This is a genomic window from Lentzea chajnantorensis (assembly GCF_054300775.1).
On the sequence record NZ_JBSDZT010000002.1, the window covers coordinates 1,862,936 to 1,887,036 of the forward strand.

Annotated in this window: 28 protein-coding genes; 12 read left to right on the plus strand and 16 right to left on the minus strand. The window is 70.1% G+C overall.

Annotated features, from left to right (window positions below; genetic code table 11):
• Positions 1-25: 25 nt before the first annotated feature.
• Positions 26-247, minus strand: coding sequence for an LPXTG cell wall anchor domain-containing protein (locus ACVDFE_RS09935; RefSeq protein ID WP_458430251.1), 222 nt, complete (start codon positions 245-247; stop codon positions 26-28).
• On the opposite strand from ACVDFE_RS09935, the gene ACVDFE_RS09940 reads away from it, so the two are divergent.
• Complete coding sequence (locus ACVDFE_RS09940) at positions 225-719, plus strand: hypothetical protein (protein WP_458430252.1); 495 nt, start codon at positions 225-227, stop codon at positions 717-719. The genes ACVDFE_RS09935 and ACVDFE_RS09940 overlap by 23 nt on opposite strands.
• A gap of 96 nt (positions 720-815) precedes the next feature.
• On the opposite strand, the gene ACVDFE_RS09945 is transcribed toward ACVDFE_RS09940, so the two are convergent.
• Together ACVDFE_RS09945 and ACVDFE_RS09950 are read right to left on the minus strand one after the other, a co-directional pair.
• Entirely contained in the window at positions 816-1,166 is a 351-nt protein-coding gene (locus ACVDFE_RS09945) for a hypothetical protein (RefSeq protein ID WP_360395969.1), read from the minus strand.
• Positions 1,167-1,175: 9 nt separating this feature from the next.
• Entirely contained in the window at positions 1,176-1,403 is a 228-nt protein-coding gene (locus ACVDFE_RS09950; RefSeq protein WP_053737542.1) for an SCO4848 family membrane protein, read from the minus strand.
• Between the two features lie 61 nt (positions 1,404-1,464).
• Here ACVDFE_RS09950 and ACVDFE_RS09955 point away from each other — a divergent pair, with 61 nt between their 5' ends.
• A complete protein-coding gene (locus tag ACVDFE_RS09955; RefSeq protein WP_360395971.1) occupies positions 1,465-2,727 on the plus strand; it encodes a D-alanyl-D-alanine carboxypeptidase family protein in 1,263 nt (420 codons plus the stop codon).
• 124 nt (positions 2,728-2,851) lie between these two features.
• On the opposite strand, the gene ACVDFE_RS09960 is transcribed toward ACVDFE_RS09955, so the two are convergent.
• The 4 genes from ACVDFE_RS09960 to sdhC are packed head-to-tail and all read right to left on the minus strand — an operon-like array spanning position 2,852 to position 6,239.
• Positions 2,852-3,631 (minus strand): succinate dehydrogenase iron-sulfur subunit, encoded by a 780-nt coding sequence (locus tag ACVDFE_RS09960; protein WP_360395973.1) that lies wholly within the window; start codon positions 3,629-3,631, stop codon positions 2,852-2,854.
• A complete protein-coding gene (gene sdhA / locus ACVDFE_RS09965) occupies positions 3,631-5,385 on the minus strand; it encodes a succinate dehydrogenase flavoprotein subunit (protein WP_360395975.1) in 1,755 nt (584 codons plus the stop codon). Before sdhA ends, ACVDFE_RS09960 begins: the two co-directional genes overlap by 1 nt.
• Positions 5,386-5,407: 22 nt before the next feature.
• Positions 5,408-5,815 (minus strand): succinate dehydrogenase hydrophobic membrane anchor subunit, encoded by a 408-nt coding sequence (locus ACVDFE_RS09970; RefSeq protein ID WP_360395977.1) that lies wholly within the window; start codon positions 5,813-5,815, stop codon positions 5,408-5,410.
• A gap of 1 nt (position 5,816) precedes the next feature.
• On the minus strand, positions 5,817-6,239 hold the full coding sequence (gene sdhC, locus ACVDFE_RS09975) for a succinate dehydrogenase, cytochrome b556 subunit (protein WP_053737536.1): 423 nt from the start codon (positions 6,237-6,239) through the stop codon (positions 5,817-5,819).
• 504 nt (positions 6,240-6,743) lie between these two features.
• On the opposite strand from sdhC, the gene ACVDFE_RS09980 reads away from it, so the two are divergent.
• From ACVDFE_RS09980 to ACVDFE_RS10005, 6 genes are all read left to right on the plus strand, one after another.
• Positions 6,744-7,877 (plus strand): BMP family lipoprotein, encoded by a 1,134-nt coding sequence (locus tag ACVDFE_RS09980; RefSeq protein WP_360396071.1) that lies wholly within the window; start codon positions 6,744-6,746, stop codon positions 7,875-7,877.
• 81 nt (positions 7,878-7,958) lie between these two features.
• Positions 7,959-9,539 (plus strand): ABC transporter ATP-binding protein, encoded by a 1,581-nt coding sequence (locus ACVDFE_RS09985; RefSeq protein ID WP_360395978.1) that lies wholly within the window; start codon positions 7,959-7,961, stop codon positions 9,537-9,539.
• Positions 9,539-10,612 (plus strand): ABC transporter permease, encoded by a 1,074-nt coding sequence (locus tag ACVDFE_RS09990; RefSeq protein WP_360395979.1) that lies wholly within the window; start codon positions 9,539-9,541, stop codon positions 10,610-10,612. The genes ACVDFE_RS09985 and ACVDFE_RS09990 overlap by 1 nt, the downstream gene beginning before the upstream one ends.
• Positions 10,609-11,862, plus strand: a complete 1,254-nt coding sequence (locus ACVDFE_RS09995) for an ABC transporter permease (RefSeq protein ID WP_360395981.1) — start codon at positions 10,609-10,611, stop codon at positions 11,860-11,862. Before ACVDFE_RS09990 ends, ACVDFE_RS09995 begins: the two co-directional genes overlap by 4 nt.
• The gene (locus ACVDFE_RS10000) at positions 11,855-12,244 is read left to right on the plus strand and encodes a cytidine deaminase (RefSeq protein ID WP_360395982.1); all 390 of its coding nucleotides are present in this window, start codon (positions 11,855-11,857) and stop codon (positions 12,242-12,244) included. Before ACVDFE_RS09995 ends, ACVDFE_RS10000 begins: the two co-directional genes overlap by 8 nt.
• Positions 12,241-13,515 (plus strand): thymidine phosphorylase, encoded by a 1,275-nt coding sequence (locus tag ACVDFE_RS10005; RefSeq protein ID WP_458430253.1) that lies wholly within the window; start codon positions 12,241-12,243, stop codon positions 13,513-13,515. Before ACVDFE_RS10000 ends, ACVDFE_RS10005 begins: the two co-directional genes overlap by 4 nt.
• A 77-nt stretch (positions 13,516-13,592) precedes the next feature.
• Here the strand turns inward: ACVDFE_RS10005 and ACVDFE_RS10010 are convergent, their stop codons facing one another.
• Both ACVDFE_RS10010 and ACVDFE_RS10015 read right to left on the minus strand, forming a co-directional pair.
• Complete coding sequence (locus tag ACVDFE_RS10010; protein WP_458430254.1) at positions 13,593-15,026, minus strand: serine/threonine-protein kinase; 1,434 nt, start codon at positions 15,024-15,026, stop codon at positions 13,593-13,595.
• A 187-nt stretch (positions 15,027-15,213) separates the two neighbouring features.
• Positions 15,214-16,593: a hypothetical protein gene (locus tag ACVDFE_RS10015; protein ID WP_458430255.1), complete on the minus strand. Its 1,380-nt coding sequence runs from the start codon at positions 16,591-16,593 to the stop codon at positions 15,214-15,216.
• A 358-nt stretch (positions 16,594-16,951) separates the two neighbouring features.
• Between ACVDFE_RS10015 and ACVDFE_RS10020 the strand changes: the two genes are divergently transcribed.
• Positions 16,952-18,049 (plus strand): adenosine deaminase, encoded by a 1,098-nt coding sequence (locus tag ACVDFE_RS10020; RefSeq protein WP_360395988.1) that lies wholly within the window; start codon positions 16,952-16,954, stop codon positions 18,047-18,049.
• Here ACVDFE_RS10020 and ACVDFE_RS10025 read toward each other — a convergent pair.
• From ACVDFE_RS10025 to ACVDFE_RS10040, 4 genes are read right to left on the minus strand one after another with little or no spacing between them, the layout of a single operon-like run.
• The gene (locus ACVDFE_RS10025; protein ID WP_458430256.1) at positions 18,025-18,582 is read right to left on the minus strand and encodes a GDP-mannose 4,6-dehydratase; all 558 of its coding nucleotides are present in this window, start codon (positions 18,580-18,582) and stop codon (positions 18,025-18,027) included. The genes ACVDFE_RS10020 and ACVDFE_RS10025 overlap by 25 nt on opposite strands.
• Before the next feature lie 32 nt (positions 18,583-18,614).
• Positions 18,615-19,826, minus strand: a complete 1,212-nt coding sequence (locus ACVDFE_RS10030) for a primosomal protein (protein WP_360395992.1) — start codon at positions 19,824-19,826, stop codon at positions 18,615-18,617.
• A 55-nt stretch (positions 19,827-19,881) separates the two neighbouring features.
• Complete coding sequence (locus tag ACVDFE_RS10035) at positions 19,882-20,319, minus strand: hypothetical protein (RefSeq protein WP_458430257.1); 438 nt, start codon at positions 20,317-20,319, stop codon at positions 19,882-19,884.
• Positions 20,316-20,672 (minus strand): hypothetical protein, encoded by a 357-nt coding sequence (locus ACVDFE_RS10040; protein ID WP_458430258.1) that lies wholly within the window; start codon positions 20,670-20,672, stop codon positions 20,316-20,318. Before ACVDFE_RS10040 ends, ACVDFE_RS10035 begins: the two co-directional genes overlap by 4 nt.
• 31 nt (positions 20,673-20,703) lie before the next feature.
• Here ACVDFE_RS10040 and ACVDFE_RS10045 point away from each other — a divergent pair, with 31 nt between their 5' ends.
• On the plus strand, positions 20,704-21,030 hold the full coding sequence (locus tag ACVDFE_RS10045) for a YnfA family protein (protein WP_458430259.1): 327 nt from the start codon (positions 20,704-20,706) through the stop codon (positions 21,028-21,030).
• A gap of 10 nt (positions 21,031-21,040) precedes the next feature.
• Entirely contained in the window at positions 21,041-21,475 is a 435-nt protein-coding gene (locus ACVDFE_RS10050; RefSeq protein ID WP_458430260.1) for a limonene-1,2-epoxide hydrolase family protein, read from the plus strand.
• On the opposite strand, the gene ACVDFE_RS10055 is transcribed toward ACVDFE_RS10050, so the two are convergent.
• Positions 21,457-22,656, minus strand: a complete 1,200-nt coding sequence (locus ACVDFE_RS10055) for a C40 family peptidase (RefSeq protein WP_458430261.1) — start codon at positions 22,654-22,656, stop codon at positions 21,457-21,459. The genes ACVDFE_RS10050 and ACVDFE_RS10055 overlap by 19 nt on opposite strands.
• Positions 22,653-22,979 (minus strand): type VII secretion target, encoded by a 327-nt coding sequence (locus tag ACVDFE_RS10060; RefSeq protein ID WP_360396001.1) that lies wholly within the window; start codon positions 22,977-22,979, stop codon positions 22,653-22,655. Before ACVDFE_RS10060 ends, ACVDFE_RS10055 begins: the two co-directional genes overlap by 4 nt.
• A gap of 91 nt (positions 22,980-23,070) precedes the next feature.
• Here ACVDFE_RS10060 and ACVDFE_RS10065 point away from each other — a divergent pair, with 91 nt between their 5' ends.
• Positions 23,071-23,607, plus strand: a complete 537-nt coding sequence (locus ACVDFE_RS10065) for an SMI1/KNR4 family protein (RefSeq protein ID WP_360396003.1) — start codon at positions 23,071-23,073, stop codon at positions 23,605-23,607.
• Here ACVDFE_RS10065 and ACVDFE_RS10070 read toward each other — a convergent pair.
• Positions 23,570-24,094 carry a VanZ family protein gene (locus tag ACVDFE_RS10070; RefSeq protein WP_360396005.1) on the minus strand — a complete coding sequence of 175 codons (525 nt, stop codon included), beginning with the start codon at positions 24,092-24,094 and terminating at the stop codon, positions 23,570-23,572. The two genes, ACVDFE_RS10065 and ACVDFE_RS10070, sit on opposite strands and share 38 nt — an antisense overlap.
• Between the last annotated feature and the right edge of the window lie 7 nt (positions 24,095-24,101).

The window sequence follows — 24,101 nt, forward strand, 5'->3', positions numbered from 1 at the left end:
AGGACCACCGACAGTTCCGGAGCGGTCAGCGCCGGGCGGGCCTGGTGCGGTTCAGCAGGAGCAGGAGCGCGCCGGCGAGGAGCAGCAGCGTGCCCAGTGCGGCCAGCCAGCCGGTCGAGGCGCCGGTGGAGGCCAGGTGGCCCTCGTCGTGGCGCGGTGGCGCGGCGACGGGCTTGGTGGTCGTGGCCGGCGGCGTCGTCGCGTTCGTGGCGGACGTCGTCGTGGTGACCGGCGTTGTCGTCGTCACCGGCGTCGTGGTCGTGACCGGTGTCGTGGTCGTGACCGGTGTCGTGGTGGTGCTGGACGTGTCGGTGGTGCTGGTCGTGCTCGACGGGGTGGTGGTCGTCGTCGAGTCCGTGGTCGACGTCGTCGTGGACGTCGTCGAGCCGGTCGTGGTGGTCGAGCCGGTCGTCGTGGTCGTCGAACCGGTGGTCGTGGAGTCCGTGGTCGTGGTGGTCGCACCGGTGGTCGTCGTGGTCGAGCCGGTGGTGGTGGTCGTGCAGTCGGTCGTGGTCGTCGTGGGGGTCGTCGTGGTCGTCGACGGCTTGGTCCACGAGGTCTTGGTCGTGGGTTCGCCTCTTTCCACGGGGGCGAGGCGTTCCTGCGGGCACCACGAGGCGGCGCACACCTGGCCGTCGCCGGAGGCGGAGGCCTCCGGCGACGCGCCGTGCAGTCCGGCGAACGTCAGCACCGCGCCCGCGGTGAGCACACCGATGTAGGCGATACGAGACATGCCCGCGATCGTGTCGCCGCCCACATCGGGCCGCGCGTGATCTGGGACAACGTCACCCGCGAGTGAGCAGGACTTCCCTCGATCAGGTCCAGAAGACCGCGATGCCCACGTTCAGCACGACCAGCGAGGCGGCGGTCGGCAGCAGCCAGGACGGGGCCTTGGGCTTGTTCACGGTGATCGCGACGACCACCGCGATGGCGACGACGACGGCCAGCTTCACGCCGATCTTGACGTGGTCGTACTTCACCGAGTCGACGAGCGGGTCGATGCCGACCAGCGCCAGGCCGGTGAGCAGCTGCAGGGCGGCGCCGTGCAGCCAGCCCTTGTTCACCGGGGCGTCCTTGCCGGCCCTCGCCTGCAACATGATCATCGCGACGAGCATGCCCATGCCCAGCAGGTGCAGGAAGACCAGCACCAGGCGTACGAACTCCACAGCGTTTCCCTATCGACGTCGGGTGGCGAGGAAACCCCGCACGCCCAGCACGCCGATGACGGTGCCGAAGACGAGCGAGGCGATCACGAGCACGAGGTGCACCGTGAAGAACGGGGTCGGTCCGTCGCTGAACGAACGCGGGTCGTTCCAGATGTTCTTCAGGAACGTGGGCCAGATCACCCACGACCACACTCCGAAAGCCACCAGGAAGAGTGACATCGGGCGCGAGAGCTTCACGGCGACCAGTATCGGACGTGGTGCGTGCAAGACGTTGAACGGGGGTGGATAGCCTGGGGGCGTGCCCTTCACCCATCGGCTCATCGTCGCCCTGGTCCTCGCCCTGGCCACAGCCGCGTTCGCCGCACCGACCGGCACGGCACAGCAGAACCTCGCCGCCCAGTGCGCCAACCGCGAGACCCCGCCCCCGCCCGTGGACACCTCCGAGCAGCCGGCGCCCGGTCAGAAGGCCCCCGCACCGCTCGAGGTGCCCGAGAAGCCGATCGGTGGTGACCGGCTCGGCGAGTGCGGCCTGATCCTCCCGCCGAACTCGGCGCAGCCCCCGAGCGGCAACACCGCGGCCTCCTGGCTGCTGGCCGACATGGACAGCGGCGCCGTCATCGCCGCGTACGACCCGCACGGGCGCCAGCGCCCCGCGAGCGTCATGAAGGTCCTGCTCGCGCTCGTCGTGGCCAAGGAGCTGCGCGGCGACATGGTGGTGACCGCCTCCGCGGAGGACACGCAGCAGGAGTGCACCTGCGTCGGCCTGCGCGACGGCGGCCAGTACACCGTCCGCCAGCTGCTGCACGGCCTGCTGCTCACCTCCGGCAACGACGTCGCGCACACCCTCGCCCGCCAGCTCGGCGGCGTGCCGAGGGCGCTGGGCAAGATGAACGCCATGGCCCGCGAGCTCGGCGCCCTGGACACCCGCGCCGTCACGCCGTCCGGTCTGGACGGCCCCGGCACCAGCACGTCGGCCTACGACGTCGCCCTGATCTTCCGCGGCGCCATGAAGTACGACGAGTTCGCCAGCGCCATCAAGCTGAAGCAGTCGCAGTTCCCCGGCCGCAACGGGGGCACGATCATGCTGACCAACGACAACCGCCTCCTCTCGAACTACGAGGGCGCGATCGGCGGCAAGACCGGCTTCACCGACGACTCCCAGCACACCTACGTGGGTGCCGCGGAACGCAACGGCCGCCGCCTCGTCGTCGTGCTGCTGCGCGGCCAGCAGACGCCGACCCCGATCACCACCCAGGCCTCGAAGCTGCTCGACTACGGCTTCGCGATGGGCCCCGGCGGCGTCGGCAAGCTCGTGGACGGCGCCCCGCAGCCCAAGCCGAGGGTGACCTCCACCCAGAACGCCGACGCGGACGCCGTGGCGGCACCCGGTGACAGCGCCAACGGCCGCCCGGCCCCGACCATGTTCGGCACCGTCGGCCTCCCCATCACGGCCGCCGCCGGCGTGGGCCTGCTGGCCGCCGTGTTCCTCTACCTCCGCAACAAGAGGGCCAAGGCGGCACGGGCACGCCGCCAGGCCGCCCAGGCCGCACAGGGCTTCTGAGAGCGTTCTTCCACGAGGGCCCCGGCGCACATCGCGCCGGGGCCCTCGTCGTCGGCACACCGGGTGCAACGACACGGCGCCGCGTCCCCGAGGGGAACGCGGCGCCGTCGTCGAACGGGGGAGATCAGGTGCGCTTGAACAGCAGCGCGCGCTTCACTTCCTGGATCGCCTTGGTGACCTGGATGCCACGCGGGCAGGCGTCCGTGCAGTTGAACGTGGTGCGGCAGCGCCACACGCCGTCGACGTCGTTGAGGATGTCGAGCCGCTCCTCGGCGCCCTCGTCCCGCGAGTCGAAGATGAAGCGGTGCGCGTTGACGATCGCGGCGGGACCGAAGTACGAGCCCTCCGTCCAGTACACCGGGCACGAGGTCGTGCAGCAGGCGCACAGGATGCACTTGGTGGTGTCGTCGAAGCGCTCGCGGTCGGCGACCGACTGGATCCGCTCCCGCGTCGGCTCGTTGCCGTAGGTCACGAGGTACGGCTTGACGGCGCGGAAGGCCTCGAAGAACGGCTCCATGTCGACGAGCAGGTCCTTGTTCACCGGCAGGCCCTTGATGGGCTCGATGGTGATGGTGGTCTGCTTGTCCTTGAGCAGCAGGTCCTTCAGCAGGACCTTGCACGCCAGGCGGTTGACGCCGTTGATGCGCATGGCGTCCGAACCGCAGATGCCGTGGGCGCAGGAGCGGCGGAACGTCAGCGTGCCGTCCACGTACCACTTGATGTGGTGCAGCAGGTTCAGCACGCGGTCCGACGGCAGCGCGGGGATCTCGAACGAGTCCCAGCGGGGCTCGTCGTCGACCTCCGGGTTGAAGCGCCGGATCTTGACGGTGACCGTGACAGCGCCGTCCGGAACCGGCGGCTGGGAGCCGCGCGAGCCAGCAGTGGTTTCAGCGGTGGCGGTCATCAGTACTTGCGCTCCATCGGCTTGTACCGGGTAAAGGTCACGGGCTTGTAGTCCAGCCGGATGTCCGCGGCCAGGCCCTCGCCCTGCTTGTAGAACATGCTGTGGCGCATGAAGTTCGTGTCGTCGCGGTTCGGGTAGTCCTCGCGCGCGTGACCGCCGCGGGACTCCTTGCGCGCGAGCGCGCCCACCACGAGCACCTCGGCCAGCTCCAGCAGGAAGCCGAGCTCGACGGCCTCCAGCAGGTCGGTGTTGAAGCGCTTGCCCTTGTCCTGCACCTGGATGTGCGCGTAGCGCTCCTTCAGGGCCTGGACGTCGTGCAGCGCCGTCTTCAGCGTGTCCTCGGTGCGGTAGACGGACGCGTTGGCGTCCATCGTGGCCTGCAGCTCGGTGCGGATGTCCGCCACCCGCTCCTGGCCGTGCTCCGACAGCGCCAGGGCGACCTGGGCCTCGACGGCGGCGGCCGGGTTCTCCGGCAGCTCGACGTGCGACTCGCGGGAGAGCGCGTACTCGGCTGCGGCGATGCCGGCGCGGCGGCCGAAGACGTTGATGTCCAGCAGCGAGTTCGTGCCGAGGCGGTTCGCGCCGTGCACGGAGACGCAGGCGCACTCGCCGGCGGCGTAGAGGCCGGGGACGACGTTGTCGTTGTCCCGCAGCACCTCGCCGTGGATGTTCGTCGGGATGCCGCCCATCGCGTAGTGCGCGGTCGGGTAGACCGGTACGGGCTCGACGACCGGGTCGACCGCGAGGTAGGTGCGGGCGAACTCGGTGATGTCCGGCAGCTTCGTCTCCAGGACCTCGGCACCGAGGTGCGTGCAGTCCAGCAGCACGTAGTCCTTGTTCGGGCCGGCGCCACGGCCTTCGAGCACCTCGAGGGCCATCGAGCGGGCCACGATGTCGCGCGGCGCCAGGTCCTTGATGGTCGGGGCGTAGCGCTCCATGAACCGCTCACCAGAGGCGTTGCGCAGGATCGCGCCCTCGCCGCGGGCACCCTCGGTCAGCAGGATGCCGAGACCGGCCAGGCCGGTCGGGTGGAACTGGTAGAACTCCATGTCCTCCAGGGGCAGGCCCTTGCGGAAGACGATGCCCATGCCGTCACCGGTCAGCGTGTGGGCGTTCGACGTGGTCTTGAAGACCTTGCCGAAGCCACCGGTCGCGAACACGACGGACTTGGCCTGGAAGACGTGGATCTCGCCGGTCGCCAGCTCGTACGCGACGGCACCGGTGCAGACCGGGCCGTTCTCCGTCTCGGTGAGGCAGATGTCGAGCACGTAGAACTCGTTGAAGAACTCGATGCCGTGCTTGACGCAGTTCTGGTACAGCGTCTGCAGGATCATGTGACCGGTGCGGTCCGCGGCGTAGCAGGCGCGGCGCACGGCGGCTTCACCGTGGTTGCGCGTGTGACCGCCGAACCGGCGCTGGTCGATCTTGCCCTCGGGCGTGCGGTTGAACGGCAGGCCCATCTTCTCGAGGTCGAGAACGGCGTCGATCGCCTCCTTCGCCATGATCTCGGCGGCGTCCTGGTCGACCAGGTAGTCGCCGCCCTTGATCGTGTCGAAGGTGTGCCACTCCCAGTTGTCCTCCTCGACGTTGGCGAGGGCGGCGCACATGCCGCCCTGGGCCGCGCCGGTGTGGGACCGGGTGGGGTAGAGCTTCGTCAGCACCGCGGTGCGGGCGCGCTGGCCGGACTCGATCGCCGCGCGCATACCGGCACCACCAGCGCCGATGATGACTACGTCGTACTTGTGGAACTGCATTGTGGTGGGCTCCCCGCGCGGGTCAGTTCGAGATGTTCGGGTCGAAGGTGAAGATCACGAACGTGCCGAGCGAGATGATCAGCACCATCGACACGTAGAGCAGCATCTTCAACCAGAACCGGGTGGAGTCCTTGCGCGCGTAGTCGTTGATGACCGTGCGCAGGCCGTTGCCGCCGTGGAGCTGAGCGAGCCACAGCATGGAGAGGTCCCAGAACTGCCAGAACGGGGACGACCAGCGGCCGGCGACGAAGGCGAAGTTGATCTTGTGGACGCCGCCGTCGAGGATGTTCATGATGAACAGGTGGCCCAGGACCAGGACCACGAGCAGCAGGCCGGACAGCCGCATGAACAGCCAGCTGCGGAGCTCGCCGTTGCCGCGGCGGGCCGCGGGGCGGCGCGGCGAGCGGGGCTTGTCGAGTGCGAGAGACATGTCAGTGACCCCCAACCAGGTCGGAGATCGTGCGCTCCATCATGAAGTAGAAGCCGGGGATCATCACGACGACCCAGACGGCCAGCACGACCCAGAGCATGACCCGCTGGTACTTGGCGCCCTTCTCCCAGAAGTCCACCAGCATGACCCGGATGCCGTTGAGCGCGTGGTAGAGCACCGCGCCGACCAGGCCGACCTCGAAGAGGTTCACGACCGGGTTCTTGTAGGTCTCGATCACCGCGTCGTACGCGTTCGGTGACACCCGCACGAGTGCGGTGTCGAGCACGTGGGTGAAGAGGAAGAAGAACGTGAGGACACCGGTGATCCGGTGGGCGACCCAGGACCACATGCCCAGATCACCGCGGTAGAGCGTCCCACCCCCTCGGGTGGTGCCCGACCGCTCGGGTGCGCCTGCGCTGGTCATGCGCCGCGGCCTCCAACGTCAGTGGTGGTGGTCGGCGAAACGGTTCATCCCGACCATGACCGGAAAATCGTAGTCCTGCACGTTGGGACGGACCCAGCAGGCGTACCCGCTCTGTGACTGACGAGACACGCTGTCGATCGGCCAAGCGGTCTTTATCGATACGGAAATGCGGTCCACGCCACAGCTACCGGCGAGTACGCCAGCTGGGCGGTGTGAAGCCGTAGCAGAAGTTTCACAGTTGCCGGACCTCTCTTCGGGCCGCACCACTGGGCCGTTGGGACGACGACCAAGGCCCGGAAGCGGCCGAAGCGGACTTTTCCGCCACGCGGCGAACACGGCTGATCACCACTCGTGCGGTCAAAGCGTCGAATGCGTAACCGATAGGGGTCTTTGTAGGTGCTGGCGGCAACGGGGTTGGTTACTAAGAGGTACGGTGCCGCGTCTAGGACCCAACAACGTCGTTGGGGAGGAACCTCAGGGAGGAGACGAGCCGTGCGTCGTCGTATGCGTGGTGTCGCGGTCGCCGCGATCGCGTTGACCAGCGTGATGACTATGGCCGCCTGCGCGAAGGACTCGGGTGGCGGAAGCAACAACTCGAGCGCTGGTACTGGTGCCGCCTGCGAGTTCGCCGCGGCTCCGCCCGCGCCCACCACCTCGAACACCAGCGCCGCCAACGGCGCCAAGGTGGATGCGAGCGCGCTGAAGATCGGTCTGGCCTACGACATCGGTGGCCGTGGCGACGCGTCGTTCAACGACTCCGCCGCCGCCGGTCTGGACAAGGCCATCTCGGACATGGGCGTGAAGAAGGAGAACACGCGCGAGCTGTCCGCCGCCCCGAACGAGGACGAGTCCGCCAAGCAGACCCGGCTGCGCCAGCTGGCCGCCGAGGGCTTCAGCCCGATCATCGGTGTCGGCTTCGCCTACGCCGAGTCGATGAAGCTCGTCGCCGCGGAGTTCCCGAACGTCAAGTTCTCGCTGGTCGACGGCTCCGTCGACGGTGCGGCCAACGTGACGCCGCTGCTGTTCGCCGAGCAGGAGGGTTCCTTCCTCGCCGGTGTCATCGCCGCGTACCAGAGCAAGAAGTGCCACGTGGGCTTCGTCGGCGGCGTCGAGATCCCGCTGATCCAGAAGTTCGAGGCCGGCTACTTCCAGGGTGCGCAGACCGCCGCCCCGAAGATCAAGGTCGAGAAGAAGTACATCACGCCCGCGGGTGACTTCACCGGCTTCCAGGACGCCCCGAAGGGCCAGGAAGCCGCGAAGGGCCAGATCGACAAGGGTGCGGACGTCATCTACCAGGCCGCCGGCGCGTCCGGCAAGGGCATCTTCTCCGCCGCCAAGCAGGCGGGCGTGCTGGCCATCGGCGTCGACTCCGACCAGTACAACCAGGCGACCGTCGCCGACACCAAGGACGTCATCGTGTCGTCCATGCTCAAGCGCGTCGACGTCGCGGTCTACGACTACATCGCCGCCGTCGCGAAGAACGACCTCGCGTCGCTGCCGAAGGTCTTCGACCTGAAGGTCGACGGCGTCGGTTACGCCACGACGGGTGGCAAGATCGACGCGAAGCTGCAGGGCATCCTCGAGGGCTACAAGGCCCAGATCATCGAGGGCAAGATCACGGTCAAGGACAAGCCGTAGTCCGGAAGCCACGAACACCGCCGGGCCCTGTGAGGTTTCGCCCTCACAGGGCCCGGTGCGTGGTAGGAGGAGCACTCGACGATGAGCAGTTCCACGTCCGTCGGCACGGACGAACACCCCGCGGTGGTGCTCACGGGCATCACCAAGCGATTCCCCGGTGTGGTCGCCAACAGCGACGTCCACCTGACCGTCCGCCGCGGCGAGGTGCACGCGCTCTGCGGTGAGAACGGCGCGGGCAAGTCGACCCTGATGAAGATCCTCTACGGCATGCAGCCGCCGGACGAGGGCACCATCGAGGTGAACGGCGAGCAGGTGCGGTTCCGCACCCCGTCCGACGCCATCAAGGCCGGCATCGGCATGGTGCACCAGCACTTCATGCTCGCCGACAACCTCACGGTGCAGGAGAACGTCGTCCTGGGCGCCGAGGCGCTGCACGGCATCGGCAAGAAGGCCCGCGCGCGCATCATCGAGCTCTCCGGCAAGACCGGTCTCAACGTCGACCCCGGCGTGCTCGTCGAGCAGCTCGGTGTCGCCGACCGGCAGCGCGTCGAGATCCTCAAGGTGCTCTACCGCGGCGCCAGGGTGATCATCCTGGACGAGCCGACCGCCGTGCTCGTGCCGCAGGAGGTCAACGAGCTCTTCGACACCGTCCGCGGCATGCAGGAGCAGGGCTACACGTTCCTGTTCATCTCGCACAAGCTCGACGAGGTCCGCGCGATCGCGGACTCCGTCACGGTGATCCGCCGCGGCACGACGGTGGGCAGCGCGGACCCGAAGACGGTGTCGTCGCGCCAGCTCGCGGAGATGATGGTCGGCAGCGAGCTGCCCAGCCCGGAGACCCGCGAGTCCACCGTCACCGACCGGGTCGTGCTGGCGGTCGAGGGCCTGCGGCTGATGACCCCGGACGGCGCGCGGCCGATCCTCGACGACGTCGACATGGTCGTGCGGTCCGGCGAGGTCGTCGGCATCGCGGGCGTCGAGGGCAACGGCCAGACCGAGCTCGTCGAGGCCGTCATGGGCATGCGCAAGGCCGGTGGCGGCACGATCACGTTGCAGGGCAAGGACATCACCAAGCTCGGGACGCTCGCCCGGCGCGAGGCGGGCATCGGCTACGTGCCGGAGGACCGCCACCGCCACGGCCTGCTGCTCACGCAACCCCTCTGGTACAACCGCATCCTCGGCTACCAGACCCGCAAGCCCACCTCCAGGGGCATGTGGCTCGACATCGACGGCGCCAAGAACGACACCGAGCGGATCGTCGCGGACTTCGACGTCCGCACGCCCGGCATCGACGTCCCCGCGGCGGCGCTCTCCGGTGGCAACCAGCAGAAGCTGGTCGTCGGCCGCGAGCTGTCCGGCGACCCGGTGCTGCTGATCGCCTCGCACCCCACCCGCGGTGTGGACGTCGGCGCGCAGGCGTTGATCTGGGACGAGATCAAGCGCGCCCGCGCCGCCGGTCTCGCCGTCCTGCTGATCTCCGCCGACCTGGACGAGCTGATCGGCCTGTCGGACACGATCAAGGTCATGCTGCGCGGCCGCCTGGTGGCCGACGCGGACCCGAACACCGTCACGCCCGAGGACCTCGGCAGCGCGATGACGGGTGCGGGCAGCACGAGTGCCGCGGTGCACGAGACCGCCGCGGTAGAGGAAGGCGAGCACTGATGGGACACCTGCGCGGCAAACTCCTGCCGCCCGCGTTGGCGATCGTCTTCTCGATGCTGTTGTGCGGCGTGGCGCTCGTCATCTCCGGTGCCAACCCGCTCAAGGCGTTCGGCGTGATGGTGACGCAGGTCGGCAAGGGCACGACGTTCGTCGACATCATCAACTCGACGGGCATCTACTACATCGCGGCGCTCGCGGTGGCGATCGGGTTCCAGATGAACCTGTTCAACATCGGTGTCGAGGGTCAGTACCGCGTCGCCGCCGTCATCGCGGCGGTCGTCGGCGGCTCGATCGTGCTGCCGCCCGGCATCCACACGCTGGTGATCATCATCGTCGCCGCGCTCGCCGGTGCCGCCTGGGCCGCGATCCCCGCGATCCTCAAGGTGACGCGCGGCGTCAACGAGGTCATCTCGACGATCATGATGAACGGGCTGGCGATCGGCCTGTCCGCCTACCTGATCCGCCGCGACGTCTTCGGTGAGCTGCGCGGCAACAACATCCGCACCGCCGAGATCCCGGAGTCCGGCTGGATGCCCGGCATCTCGTTCGGCGGCAGCGGCACGATGTTCGGCTTCATCTTCGTGGCCATCGCGCTGGGCGTCGGCTACTGGGTGATGATGAACAAGACCCGGTTCGGCTTCGAGCTGCGCGCGTCCGGCGAGTCCTCGACCGCCGCGTCCGCCGGTGGCGTCAACGCCAAGAAGATGGTCCTGGTGTCGATGCTGCTCTCGGGCGCCATCGCGGGCCTGATCTCGCTGCCGGAGCTGCTCGGCCGCGACCACACGTTCAGCCTGAACTTCACCGCCGGCATCGGCTTCTCGGGCATCGCGATCGCGCTGCTCGGCCGCAACCACCCCGGTGGCATCGCGTTCGGCGCGCTGCTCTGGGCGTTCCTCGACAAGTCGGGCCTCGCGCTCGACAACGTCGGCGTGCCCAGGGAGATCGTCACCATCATGCAGGGCTCGATCGTCCTGTCGGTCGTCGTCGCCTACGAGGTGGTGCGCCGCTTCGAGCTCGCCGCCGAACAGCGCCGCGTCGGCCGTGAGCTCGGAACCGTTGGAGGTGCCGCGTGATCTCGACGTTGGAGGAGAAGCCGCACATCCCGGCAGCGCCCCGCAAGCGCAGGGTTCCCGGGTGGGCCGTCGGCATGCTCGGCGTCGCCGGTGCGATCGCGCTGCTGTCGATCACGTCGATGCAGACCGGTTTCCCGCAGCTCACCTCGTCCGGCACGACCCAGACGGCGGTCCGCCTGGGCCTGCCGATCCTGCTCGCCGGCCTCGGCGGCCTGTGGGCGGAACGCGCCGGCGTGGTCAACATCGGCCTCGAAGGCATGATGATCATGGGCACCTGGGGCGCGGCGTGGGCCGGCTACCAGTGGGGCCCGTGGGTCGCGGTGCTCGCGGCCGTCGTGTTCGGCGCACTGGGTGGCCTGCTGCACGCGATCGCCACCGTCACGTTCGGCGTCAACCACATCGTCTCCGGTGTGGCGATCAACCTGCTCGGCGCCGGTCTGACGAAGTACCTGTCGACACTGGTGTTCTTCCCGCTGTCGAACAACCCGCGGCAGTCGCCGCCGGTGCAGCCGTTCGACACGTTCTCCGCGGCGGGCCTCGACGACTGGCTCGGCGAGCTGGAGGCCGGTCAGCGCCTGTTCATCTCGGACGTCGCCGGCATCCTGCGCGGCCTCGTCACCGGCGTCTCACCGCTGACGATGCTGGCGATCCTGCTGCTGCCGCTGTCGTACTACCTGCTCTGGCACACCCGCTTCGGCCTGCGCCTGCGCTCGGTCGGCGAGAACCCGCACGCGGCGGACTCGCTGGGCGTGAAGGTGTACTTCCACAAGTACGTCGCCGTGATCGTCTCCGGTGGTCTCGCCGGTCTGGGTGGCGCGGCGCTCGTGCTGAACCCCGGTCAGCTGTCCTACCTGGAGGGCCAGACCGGCGGCCGCGGCTACATCGGCCTCGCCGCGATGATCTTCGGCAACTGGCGGCCCGGTGGCCTGCTCGGTGGTGCGGCGCTGTTCGGCTACGCCGACGGCCTGCAGCTGCGGTCGGGTGGCGACACGGTGCTGGCGCTGGTCTACGGCGTCGTGCTGCTGCTCGGCGTGATCGTGGTGTGGCAGCTCATCCGCCGCAAGTGGTTCTCCGCGGCGGCGGCCATCGTCGTGGCCGTGCTCATGTACCTGCTCTACATCAGCCTCGACGAGATCCCGAGCGAGTTCGTGGCCTACGCGCCGCACATGGTGACGCTGGCCGTGCTCGCCGTCGCCTCGCAACGACTCCGCATGCCGGCGGCCGACGGTGAGGTGTACCGCCGTGGCTGAGGTCGACTGGGACGTGCTGCGGGCACGGGCGGTGGAGGCGGCGCAGTCCGCCTACTGCCCGTACTCGGGGCTGCGGGTCGGTTCCGCGGCGCTGTGCGACGACGGCCGGATCGTGACGGGCTGCAACGTCGAGAACGCCTCGTACGGCGTGGGTCTGTGCGCCGAGTGCGCGATGGCCGGTCAGCTGCAGCTCACGGGTGGCGGCCGGTTCGTCGCCGTGGCCTGCCGGTCCGGTGCCGGTGAGCTGCTGATGCCGTGCGGCCGGTGCCGCCAGGTGCTCTACGAGCTGGGTGGCCGGGACTGCCTGGTGGACACGCCGTCCGGGGTCCTGCCGATGTCGTCGGTGCTGCCGGACGCGTTCGGACCGGAGGACCTGCCATGAGCTTCTCGGCGGTGGACGTCATCCGCGTCAAGCGCGACGGTGCGGCGCTGACGTCCGAGCAGATCGACTGGGTGATCGACGCCTACACGCGCGGCGCGGTCGCCGACGAGCAGATGTCCGCGCTGGCCATGGCGATCTTCCTGAACGGCATGACGCCCGCGGAGACCGCGCGCTGGACGCAGGCGATGATCGCCTCCGGCGAGCGGTTGTCGTTGCACGTCGACCGCCCCACCGTCGACAAGCACTCGACCGGTGGCGTCGGCGACAAGATCACGCTGCCGCTGGCACCGCTGGTCGCCGCCTGCGGTGCCGCGGTGCCGCAGCTGTCCGGTCGCGGGCTCGGGCACACCGGCGGGACGCTGGACAAGCTGGAGTCGATCCCCGGGTGGCGGGCCGCACTGTCCACTTCGGAGATCCTCGACCAGCTGTCGTCGGTCGGTGCCGTGGTGTGCGCTGCCACGGAAGGACTTGCTCCCGCCGACCGCAAGCTCTACGCGTTGCGCGACGTCACCGGGACGGTCGAGGCGATCCCGCTGATCGCGTCCTCGATCATGTCGAAGAAGATCGCGGAGGGCGCCGAGTCGCTGGTGCTCGACGTGAAGGTCGGCTCCGGTGCGTTCATGAAGGACCTCGCGTCCGCGCGGGAGCTGGCCTCGGCGCTGGTGTCGATCGGCGTCGAGCACGGCGTGCGGATCTCGGCGCTGCTGACGGACATGTCGGTGCCGCTGGGCCGGGCCGTGGGCAACGCGGTCGAGGTGGCCGAGTCCGTGGACGTGCTGCGCGGTGGCGGTCCGGCCGACGTGGTCGAGCTGACCGTCGCGCTGGCCGCGGAGATGCTGTCGCTGGCCGGGATCTCCGCCGACCCGGCCGCCGTGCTGGCCTCGGGTGAGGCCTACGAGGTGTGGGCGCGGATGATCAGCGCCCAGGGCGGCGACCCGGAGGCCGCTCTGCCGGTGGCCGCGCACAAGCACGTCGTGACGGCACCGGCCGCCGGTGTGCTGTCCACGTTGGACGCCTACGGCGTGGGTGTCGCGGCGTGGCGGCTCGGTGCCGGCCGCGCGCGCAAGGAGGACCCGGTGCAGGCCGGTGCCGGCGTCGTGTGCCTGGCCAAGCCGGGTGACGTCGTGGAGGCCGGTCAGCCGTTGCTGGAGCTGCACACCGACACCCCCGACGCGGTCACCGGTGCTCTGCAAGCCCTCGAAGGTGCCTGCAGCGTCACGGACTCCGCGCCGGAACGGTCACCGCTGGTGATCGACACCATCCGCGGCTGACTGGCAACCCCGCCCCTGGCTTCCACGGCATCTGCAAGTACCGAGTACTTGCAGATGCCTGGGCCAGCAGGGGGAGGTCAGTTGACGAGGGAGCCGGCCAGGGGAGACCTGTCCTGTTTCCAGAGCACGCACAGGACCTCCTGGCGGCCTGGTGCGGTGGCGTCCTGCCAGGCCTCCCACTCCTTCTGGGTGGGCACGAGGCCGGTGAAGCCGAGCGGCTCCTGGATCTTCGGCTCGACCACCCTGAACTGCTCGGTGCAGTAGTCCTTCGTGAAGTCGGCCAGCCACTTCGTGCCGGGGTACGGCGTCTCCTTGGGCTTGTCCCACAGCGGCGTCGCCGCGGAGAACAGCTGGATTCCGTGCGGTCCGTCGCACGGCACGTTCGTGCGCACCGGCGAGCCCTGCGTGAGGAAGTCCTTCCCGCACTGCGTCCCCGACAGGTTCCACTCGGGCACGTCACCACCACGGCCGAACGTGGCGATGCGGCGGGCCGGCAGCGGGGCGCCCACCGGGAGCTGCGAGGCCTCCGCCCACTCGGTGGAGCTCTGCCCGCTGGGTGCGGAGCCCGTGGTGCCGTCGGGCTTGAAGGCCTGGTAACCGGCGAACGCCGCCCCCGCGAGCACCAGCGCACCGAGCGCGACCGCGCCGACCACGACGAGCCTGTTCTTGTTGCGCGGCAACGACACCGGCGCCGTGCCCTGCACGATCGCGACCAGCATCTGACGTGCCTGGGGTGCGGTCAGGCGCCGCGCGGGGTCGACGGTCAGCAGCCCGCGGATCACCTGGGCCAGCGCGGGTGACGCCCGCCGCAGCACCGGCGGCTCGTTCATGACGGCGTGCAACGTGGACGCCGTGGACGTCCGCTCGAACGGGCTGATGCCCTCGACCACGTGGGCGATCGTGACGCCGAGTGCCCACAGGTCCGACGCGGGCGAGGCCTCCCAGCCGCTCAGCCGGTCCGGTGACATGTACGCGGGCGACCCGACGATGCCGCCGTTGTGCGTGAGCCGCGGGTCGTCCACGGCCTGCGCGATGCCGAAGTCGGTGAGCTTCACCGTCCCGTCCGGACGCACCATGACGTTGCTGGGCTTCACGTCCCGGTGCACGATCCCGGCCTGGTGCGCGGCCTCCAGCGCCCCCAGCACCTGCAACGCGACCCCGGCCATCCAGGTGGAGTCGCGCGGCCCGTTCCGCTGCACGATGCTCGCGAGGTCGAGCGCGTCGACCAGCTCCATGGCGAGGTAGGTGCGGCCGTCCTCGCGGACGACGTCGTAGACGGTGACGACCGCCGGGTGGTTCAGCCGGCCCGCGGTCCGCGCCTCGCGGAGCATGCGCTCCTCCAGCACGGTGCGTTCCTCGGCGGCGATGCCCTGCGGCGGGTGCAGTTCCTTGAGCGCGACCGCCCGGCCCAGCAGCTGGTCCTGGGCACGCCACACGACACCCATCGCACCTCTGCCGAGCTCGACGAGCAGGGTGTAGCGGTTGGCGACGACTCGCTGTTGCTGCTGCACGGACTTCCCTTCCGGACGCCACCGGCTGCCCTTGTGGTCACCCCCAGCCGGCGCGAGCATAACCACGGCTTGTGTGAGCGCTCTCCCCGTGGGCACGTGCGTCGCACGGCAACCGGTTCACCGCAAACGCGGAACGGCCCCGGAGCGACGTTGCTCCGGGGCCGTTCCTGGTGGGGGTCTCAGGCGCTCAGGCGCCCTCGGCCGCCAGGTCGTCGTCGTCCACGTCCTTGCCGCCGTTGGCCGGCTTCGGGCCGCCGTTCTTGCGGGTGCGGCGCTGCGGGCGGGGCAGGGCGGTGGGCGGCGGGGGAGGCGTGGGCGAGCCGCCGCCGAGGATCAGCTCGGCGAAGGTGGCCATGGCCTCGTCGAGCTGGCCGCCGATGCGCAGTTCCGACTCCTGGTTCGACCGGCGGACCAGGGACTGCAGCGCGTCGGTGTCCGGGCGGGCGCCGACGGTCTCCGCGACCTTGGAGAGGCTCGCGTCGACGGTGCCGCCGAGCTCGGCGATGCGCGCGGCGAAGCCGTCCTCGACCTTGTCGAGGCGGTTGGTCATGGTGTCGAGCTGCGAGGTGACCAGCTCCAGGCGGCGGGCCAGCGCCTCCAGGCGGTCCGCGGAGTCGACCTGGTCGCGGGACTGCTCGATCGCCGCGTACAGCGCGGTGCGGGCCTCGTCGAGCTTGCCGTTGACGACGTCGCGCGTGTCGGCGACGGCGGAGGTGAGCTCCGCGCGGGTCTCGGCGAGCGAGCCGGCCAGCGAGTCGCGGGTCTCCACCACGGCGCCGGCGAGCTCGGAACGGGCCTGCGACAGGGAGCCGGCGAGCGAGTCGCGGGTCTCGGCCAGCGACGTCGAGATCTGGGTGGTGCGGTCCGCGAGCGAGCCGGCGAGGGAGTCGCGGGACTCGGTGATCGCGGCGGACAGCTCGGCGCGGGCGGCGGCGAGGGTGTCGCGCTGCTCGTCGGCGCGGCCGTGCAGGCCGGAGAACGACTCGGCGAGGATCTTCTGCAGGGCCTCGCGGGTGCCGTCGAGGTGCTCGTGCACGCCCTCGTCGACCTCGTCCAGGCGGCCGCGCAGCGCGGCTTCGAGGGCCTCGATGCGCTCGCGCAGCGGCGTCGTGACGGCGGCGGGGAGCGCCTCGACCTTGCCGTCCTGCTTGTCCAGGTGGCCGTCGAGGTCGTCGATGCGCTTGTGGATGCTGGAGAGCTTGTCCTCCAGGCCGTCCATGCGACCGGCGACGCCCTCGAAGCGGCCGGCGACGCCGTCGAGGCGGCCGTCGAGCTGGGCGAAGGGCTTGGCGAGCTTGTCGACCAGGCCGTCGACCGCGCGGCCGATGTCCTGAACGGCGTTGTCCTGGGCCTCCAGCTTGGCGAGTGCCTCGTCGAGACGTTCCGCGAGCACGCTGACCTCGGTGCGGTCCGGCAGCTCCGACAGGCGCTTGCGGACCGAACCCAGCGACTCCAGAGGCGACATCCGGGCGTGGATCTCGTCCAACGCGTCGAAGATCTGCTGCTGCTCGCTCTCACGGATCTCCGCGGCGCGCGTGAGCATGTTGCGCATCCGATCGAAGGACATCGTGGAGTTGTTGTTCTCTGTCACGGCTGAGTGCCTTCGTCCAAGGGGAGGGGAGACCACGGGAGCCTATCCGCGTCATGGCGTGGCTCCGTACCACCCCCGCCGGAAAAAGGCCGTGCGCGGATGGGCGACCAGCCCGGTCGGGCTAGCGCGCTGGACCGAACGCCAAGTCACTGGCCGCGAGTGGGCGGTAGCGAGAAGTGATGTTCCTACCTTGGGGTGACGTGAGCCTCGCCCTGGTTGCAGAAAGTTGCTGATCACGGATCGGCAACATCTGAGAACGACTCCTGAGCATAGCGCCGCCAAGATCATTTCATCCGGCTCTGAAGCGGCGTGTCGCCTGGAGTAACGTGTAGTGATGTCCACGCCGCTTACCTTGGAGACCATCCGCAGCGCGCCGAAGGTCCTGCTGCACGACCACCTCGACGGTGGCCTCCGCCCGCAGACGGTGATCGAACTCGCCGATGCCACCGGCTACCAGGGCCTGCCCACCACCGACGCGGGCGTCCTGGGCGGCTGGTTCCGCGACAACGCGAACTCCGGGTCCCTCGTGCGCTACCTGGAGGGCTTCGCCCACACGTGCGGGGTCATGCAGGACGAGGCGTCCCTGGTCCGCGTCGCCGCCGAGGCCGTGGAGGACCTCGCGGCCGACGGCGTCGTCTACGCCGAGATCCGCTACGCCCCCGAGCTGAACACCGAGAAGGGCCTCTCGCTGGAGCAGGTCGTCGAGGCCGTCCAGGAGGGCTTCCGGGTCGGGTCCGCCCGCGTCGCCGAAACCGGTCGCAAGATCCGCGTCGGCACGCTGCTGTGCGCCATGCGCCAGAACGAGGGCTGGCTGCGCATCGCCGAGCTCGCCGTCCGCTACCGCGACCTCGGCGTCGTCGGGTTCGACATCGCGGGCCCCGAGGCCGGCTTCCCTCCCACCCGCGGCCTCGACACGTTCGAGTACCTGCGTCAGCAGAACGCGCACTTCACCATCCACGCCGGTGAGGCGTTCGGCCTGCCCTCGATCTGGGAGGCGATCCAGCACTGCGGTGCCGAACGCCTCGGCCACGGGGTGCGGATCGTCGACGACATCAAGGTGTCCGACGGCGACGTCGCCGGCGCCGAGCTGGGCCGCCTGGCCGCGTACGTGCGCGACCGCCGCATCCCGCTGGAGATGTGCCCGACGTCGAACCTGCAGACCGGTGCCGCTCCGACGCTCGCCGAGCACCCGATCGGCCTGCTCGCGAAGCTGCGCTTCCGCGTCACCGTCAACACCGACAACCGCCTGATGAGCGACTGCTCGCTGTCGAGCGAGTTCGCCGCGCTCGCCGAGACGTTCGGCTACGGCTGGGCCGACCTGCAGTGGTTCACGATCAACGCCATGAAGTCGGCGTTCATCGGGTTCGACGAGCGGCTCGCCATCATCAACGAGCTCGTCAAGCCGGGCTACGCGGCGCTCACCGCGCGGTAGTCCATGCGCTCTCGTCGACCGGGCTGAGCGTCCGCAACGGCTCCCACCACGCGCGGTTGGCCGCGTACCAGCGGATGGTGTCCCGGACACCGGCCTCGAAGCCGATCTCCGGGCGCCAGCCCAGCTCGCGGCCGGATCTCCGGGCGCCGGCCCAGTTCGCGGCCGATCACGCGGGAGTCGAGCAGGTAGCGGCGGTCGTGACCGGGCCGGTCCGGCACGACCTGTTCGCGCGACTGCGGCAGCACGTTCCCAGGCAACTGGTTCGGCCCGTAGTTGTCGGCGCAGTTGGTGATCGTGACCGGCAGCCCGAACGTCTCGAAGTACGACCGCACCGCGTGGTCGCCGCCTGCCTTGGAGGCGTTGCACGGCGTGCGCGGCCGGTAGGGCGAGTCCCCGTGGAACGCCTCGGTGGCGTCGACGCCGGCCAGCTCGGCCTCGCTCTCCATCGACCCGGCCGGGCCGTGGTCGCCGAGCGTGCTGCGGTCGCGGAGGTCGGCGGCGAGCCGCTGCGACGAGGAAGGGGCCGCTCGCATCGCGCGAGCGGCCCCTTCCCCGTGCCGGAACGTCAGTTGACGTTGAGCCGGTCCTCGAACTTGGCCTGCAGCTCGCGGAACGACGCCACCTCCGCGTCGTACGGCGCGGACGGCGCGAGCCGCGTCGGGTCCGGCGCGACCACGAACGACACCAGCCAGCCCAGCGACTCCGAGGTGGCCAGCGCCTCCTTCACGGACTCGTCGCCCGCCCACTCGGCCGCGTCCTCGAACAGCTCGACGGCGAGGTCGAGCTGCTGCGGGTCGAGGGCGTCGGGGCCCTCCTCCATGTCCTCGGCGATGCCGGTGAGCACGTAGACGTTGTCGTCGTCCACCTCGGCGTCGAGCTCGCCCGCGGTGGCCTTGACCTTCACGTCGTTCCAGGTCTCGACCTCGGCCAGGTCGTGGTCGTCGTTCTCGGCGACGAACCGGCTCAGCGCGCGCGACGAGGTGAAGACCTCGATCTTGCCGCGGCGGCCCAGGAAGATCGGGTCGTCGCCGAGGTAGCAGCGCAGCGTGTAGAACTCGCCGGCGGACGTGATGATCTTGATGGGGTCGATGCCGACCTCGGCCCAGAAGCCGGTGGGCTCCGCCTTCTCCTCGTCGCCGTCCTCGGTGACGTCGTCGACCTCGGCGGGCTGGGCGGCTTCGAGCTCCGCCAGCTCCTCCTGCGCGAGGGTGAGCTCCTTCTCCGGCACCTCCGGCGTGTTGACCACGCTGTCGATGGCGTCGAGGACCTCGTCCCACTTCTCCGAGACGACCGAGGACAGCTCGTCCCACAGCTTCGCCCCGTCACGGCCGCTGAACGGCAGCGTGCCCTGCGGCAGCAGCGAGAAGCCCTCCGCGGAGTCGAGCACCTCGTGGATCTTCTCGAGGTCGCAGACGTCCGCGAGCGACCGGACGATCGCGATCACGTCCGCGAGCTCGCCGATGGTCCAGGTGTCCGGGTCCTCCGCGACCAGCTCGGGCACGCCCACCAGGTCGAACTGGTGGTTGTCGTCCGGCGAGAGGTCCGCGATGCCGAGCTTCGGCACGATCGGCCACGCCGGGTGGTCGGTGAGGTCGTGTTCGCCCGCGGTGCGCACGAAGGCGGCGAGGTGCGCGGCGTCGGGGAAGACGAACAGGTCCTCCTCGTCACCGAGGAAGGCCTCCCACTCCTCACCCTCCTCACGCCACCGGGGTGCCCACAGCGTGACCACGTCACCCTGCGTCAGCCCCAGCTCGATGGGGACGATGTCCTGCGCCATCACTGACCTCCCGGTCATGCCTGCCGAATGCCGTGGGCGAGCCTAACGGTGCTGATCACCGGCGCCCAAAGGGGTTCTCGAAGAAGGCGTCCTCGTCCGGGTCGTCGACGAGGGGCGTCCTCGGCTGCCTGGGCGCAACCGCCTCAGGAGCTGCAACGACCGGGGGCACCACCGGGTTCCACGTCGCGCGGAACGGCGAGTCGCCGGCGATCGCCTCGACGTTGATGGCCATGCCGTCGCCCAGCGCCAGCGCCATCCTGTTGAAGCTCGTCTGCACGGCCGCGTTCGTCGCGAGCCGCGCGGTCTCGGTGGCGACCTGGCCGACCGCCCGCGCACCCCGGCTCAGCAGCGCGGGGTGCAGGTGCAGGGCCCTGAGCTCACCGCTCGCCGTCGCCGTGGCGGTGCACAGGCCGCTCGGGTGCTCGACGGTCTCCGCGGTCATCGCGAGGTCGCGCTGGAGCTGCTCGACGGCCCGCATGCGTTCCTCGTTCACCGCAGCCACCCCTGCTGCTGCTCGTCGTCGTGGCCGCGTTCGAAGCCCATCGCGTTCAGCTCCCGCGGGTCGACGACCCGTTCCAGCGTCTCGTGCAGCCGCGAGCCGGCGCTGAGCCGGGCCTTCTCGGCGACGCGCACGATCTCGGCGGCCAGCCCGTGCGGACCCATCCGCAGCGCGGCGGCGCTCACCGAGATCTCCAGCGGCGGACCACCCGGTGTCCCGACCACCGTCACCGCGCCGTCCGGCGAGGACGCCCGTCCCGTGACGGGACCACTGCGCGTGACGTGTTCCGACACCGCCTGCCCGACATCGCGCACCTTCCGAGCAGCGCGCTCGACGTCGTCGTCCACCTGATCACCCCCTACTGCGACAGTGTGCCGCATGATCCTGCGTTCGGTCGCGTTGTTCGCGCTCGCCGCCCTGCTGGAGATCGGCGGTGCCTGGCTGGTCTGGCAGGGCGTCCGGGAGGACCGCGGCTGGTCGTGGATCGGCGGCGGGGTGATCGCGCTCGGCGTGTACGGCTTCGTCGCCACGCTGCAGCCGGACGCGAACTTCGGCCGCATCCTCGCGGCCTACGGCGGTGTGTTCGTGGCCGGGTCGCTGGCCTGGGGCATGGTGCTCGACGGGTACCGGCCGGACCGCTACGACGTCACCGGCGCGCTGATCTGCCTGGTGGGCGTGGCCGTGATCATGTACGCGCCTCGCTAACGTCATGGCCGTGACGAACCCGAGCGACGTTGTCCTGGCGCTGCTGCGCGCCACCGAGACCCTCGACGAGAACGCCGTCGTGCGGCACATGGGCGACGAGGTGGTGTGGCGGAACATGCCGTTCCCGCCCGCTCGCGGCAAGAGGACGGTCGCCCGGCACCTGCGGCTGATGAACAGGGCCGTCACCGGCGTCGAGGTCCGCGTCCACCACATCGCGGCCAACGGCGGCGTCGTGCTCACGCAACGGACCGACGTCGTCCGGCGCGGCGGGTTCGAGGCGGCGTTCTGGGTGTGCGGCACGTTCGTCGTCAAGGACGGCAAGGTCGTGCTGTGGCGCGACCACTACGACCACGCGTACGTCGCGGGCGCCTTCCTGAAGGGCCTGGCCAAGCTCGGCCTCGGCGCCCTCAGGAAGGCGCTGTCCGGTCAGCCCGTCGGGCGGTAGAACCCGTAGAACGACATGCCGGAGTTCGTCGTGCGGATCGGCTGCACCTGCACGGGGTCACCGGCCTCGACCATCTGGCCGTTGCCGATCACCATCGCGACGTGGCCGTCCCACACCACGAGGTCGCCGGGCAGCACCTGGCCCGGCGGCACCGAGGCGCCCATCGCCTGGTCGCAGGCGGGCCGCGGGATGTCGAAGCCCGCGCCCTTGTAGGCCCACTGCGTCAGGCCGGAGCAGTCGGTGCCCTGCGGCGGGTTCGCGCCGCCCCACACGTACGGCGTGCCCAGCGCGGACAGCGCGTTGCGCACGGCCATCGCCGCGGTCTCGTTCGGCGCCTCGGCGCTGCTGCCGTCGGGCAGGTTCACGCCGACGCCGTCGCCGGGCTGCGGCGGGATCGCGACCGGCAGCCGCGGGCCGGAACCACCGCCACCACCACCGTTGCCGCCGCCCCCACCGCCGCCGCCTCCGCCACCACCGCTGCCGGAGCCACCGCCGCCGCCACCGCTCGAACCGCCGGAGCCGTTGCCGTTGCCGTTGCCGGACGGAGCGGCCTCCTGCTTCGGGGAGTCGGAGACGCCCGACGTCGAGGTCGAGCCGTCGTCACCGCCCAGCGGCTCGCCGAGCTTGCCGAGAGCGCCGGTGTCGGGTTTCTGCATGCCGTTCAGCTGGCCGACGAGCTGGGTGAGCTGCTCGCGGACCTTCTGCAGCTCGGCCGTGGTCTTCGCCTGATAACCGCTGGCCATCCCGGCCAGGTCGGCGAGCGCGGCCAGCACGACGCCGGGGCCCGCGACGAGGCTGGCGGCCACCGCGGCGGCGAGCCGCGGGGTGGCCTTGGCGGTGAACTCGTCGATGAGGCCCTGGATCGCGGTGCGACCGCCGGTCACGGCCGAGACACCGGCCGAGGCCACCCCCTTCACCGTCGAGGCGTTCTGCACGAGCACGTTCGTGGCCGCGGCGAACGTCGCCACGCGGCCGGTGAACGCGTTGGCCTTGTCGCCGGACCACGTGTTCAGCACCGCGGTGGAGGCCGAGCTGTGCCGGCCGCCGAGGTCGGCGAGCGCGGTCTGGGCGCGGTCGAACGCGTCACCGGCCCGCTGGGCACCGCCGGTGTCGCCGTCCAGCTTCGCCAGGTCCTGCTTCATGGGCGCGATGAACTGGCCCAGCAGCCCCTCGACGCTCACGTGCGGGCCGCCTTGTTCAGCGCGGCGGCGTTCGCGTCTTCCTGCGCGATGTAGGCCTCGCGGGCCTTGGTGACGGCGGTGCCGAGCCCGGACAGCCCGGTGGACGCCGCCTTCAGCGCGTCCAGCTGCACCTGCGCGGCCTGCTGGAAGGCCGCGCTGAGCCCGACCTCGTCGCCGATCTTGCCGAAGCAGTCGCCGGGCAGCGCGGTGGTGCCGCTCAACGTGCCGGTGCCGACCGTGCCGATCTCGTTCGCCAATCCGCTGACCGCCGACGCATATCCGGTCAATGCGTCGAGATCGACCTTGAGACCCTGTTCTGCCATCTGAAGCCGCTTCCCCCGGTGTGACCTGTTCGCGTTGATCCTGCCCCGATGAGCGGTACCTCGCCCGTCGTTCCGCCAAGATCATGGAACAGTGGGTGTCATCGAGCACTGGAACCGGATCCTGGCATGGCTGGCGGAACACGCTCCCGCTACCCGAGCCGTGCTCCGTCCGAGGTACGACGCACTGCCTGAGCTGAGGGTTCCCGACGACCTGCAGCTGTGGTGGAGCGTCTACGGCGGAACGGACCCCGACCTCTTCGCCGAGATCCTGCCGCCCTTTTACACACCGCTGGGTGCTGAACGGGCTTTTGTGCTGAGGGAAACCCACGTCAAGAAGCCGGCGGATTCTTCGGAAGCGGGTTCGCCGACGATCGGATTCCACTCGGAATGGCTTCCGATCGCGTTCGACGGCACCGGTGACGTGCTCGCCGTCGACCTCCGTCCCGGCGTGCTGCGCGGCTGCGTGGTCGAGTGGGACAAGGACCGCAACGAGATGTCCAAGCCGGAGTGGACGTCGATCGTCGAGATGTTCGACCAGGTCGCCACGGCACTGGAGACGCGCAGCGCGATCGGGCACTGCACGGCCGAGGTCAACTCCGCTGGTGAGCTGGGCTGGCGGACCAGCTGACCCGGTCGGCGACGCCGGTCCAGACCTTCACCGCGGCCACCGCGCAGAGCCACCCGAGCGCGGTGCCGGTGGTGTTGGCGACCAGGTCGTCCACGTCGAAGATCCGGTTCGCCCACAGGAGCTGCGAACCCTCGATGACGAGCGAGACGCCGCAGCCGATGAGCGCCGTCTGGCCGATGGTGCGCTTGCCCCAGAACATCAGCATCGCGCCGAGGGGCACGAACAGCAGCACGTTCAACGTCATCTGGTCGAAGGCGATCCGCCCGTCGCGGAGCGTGTCGGCGACCCACTGGAACGGGACCAGCTGCACGGACTGGCGCGGCGGCACCGTCTGCAGCGGCAGGAACGTCGCGGCGAACAGCATGCTCGCGTAGCCGGTGACGAGCGCGCTGCGCCAGGTGAGCTGACGGAAGAACAGCTGCGGCGCAATGAAGACCACGGAGAGGAAAAGGCCCCACTGGATGCTGGCGAGCTGTGCATTCGTCATGAATCCA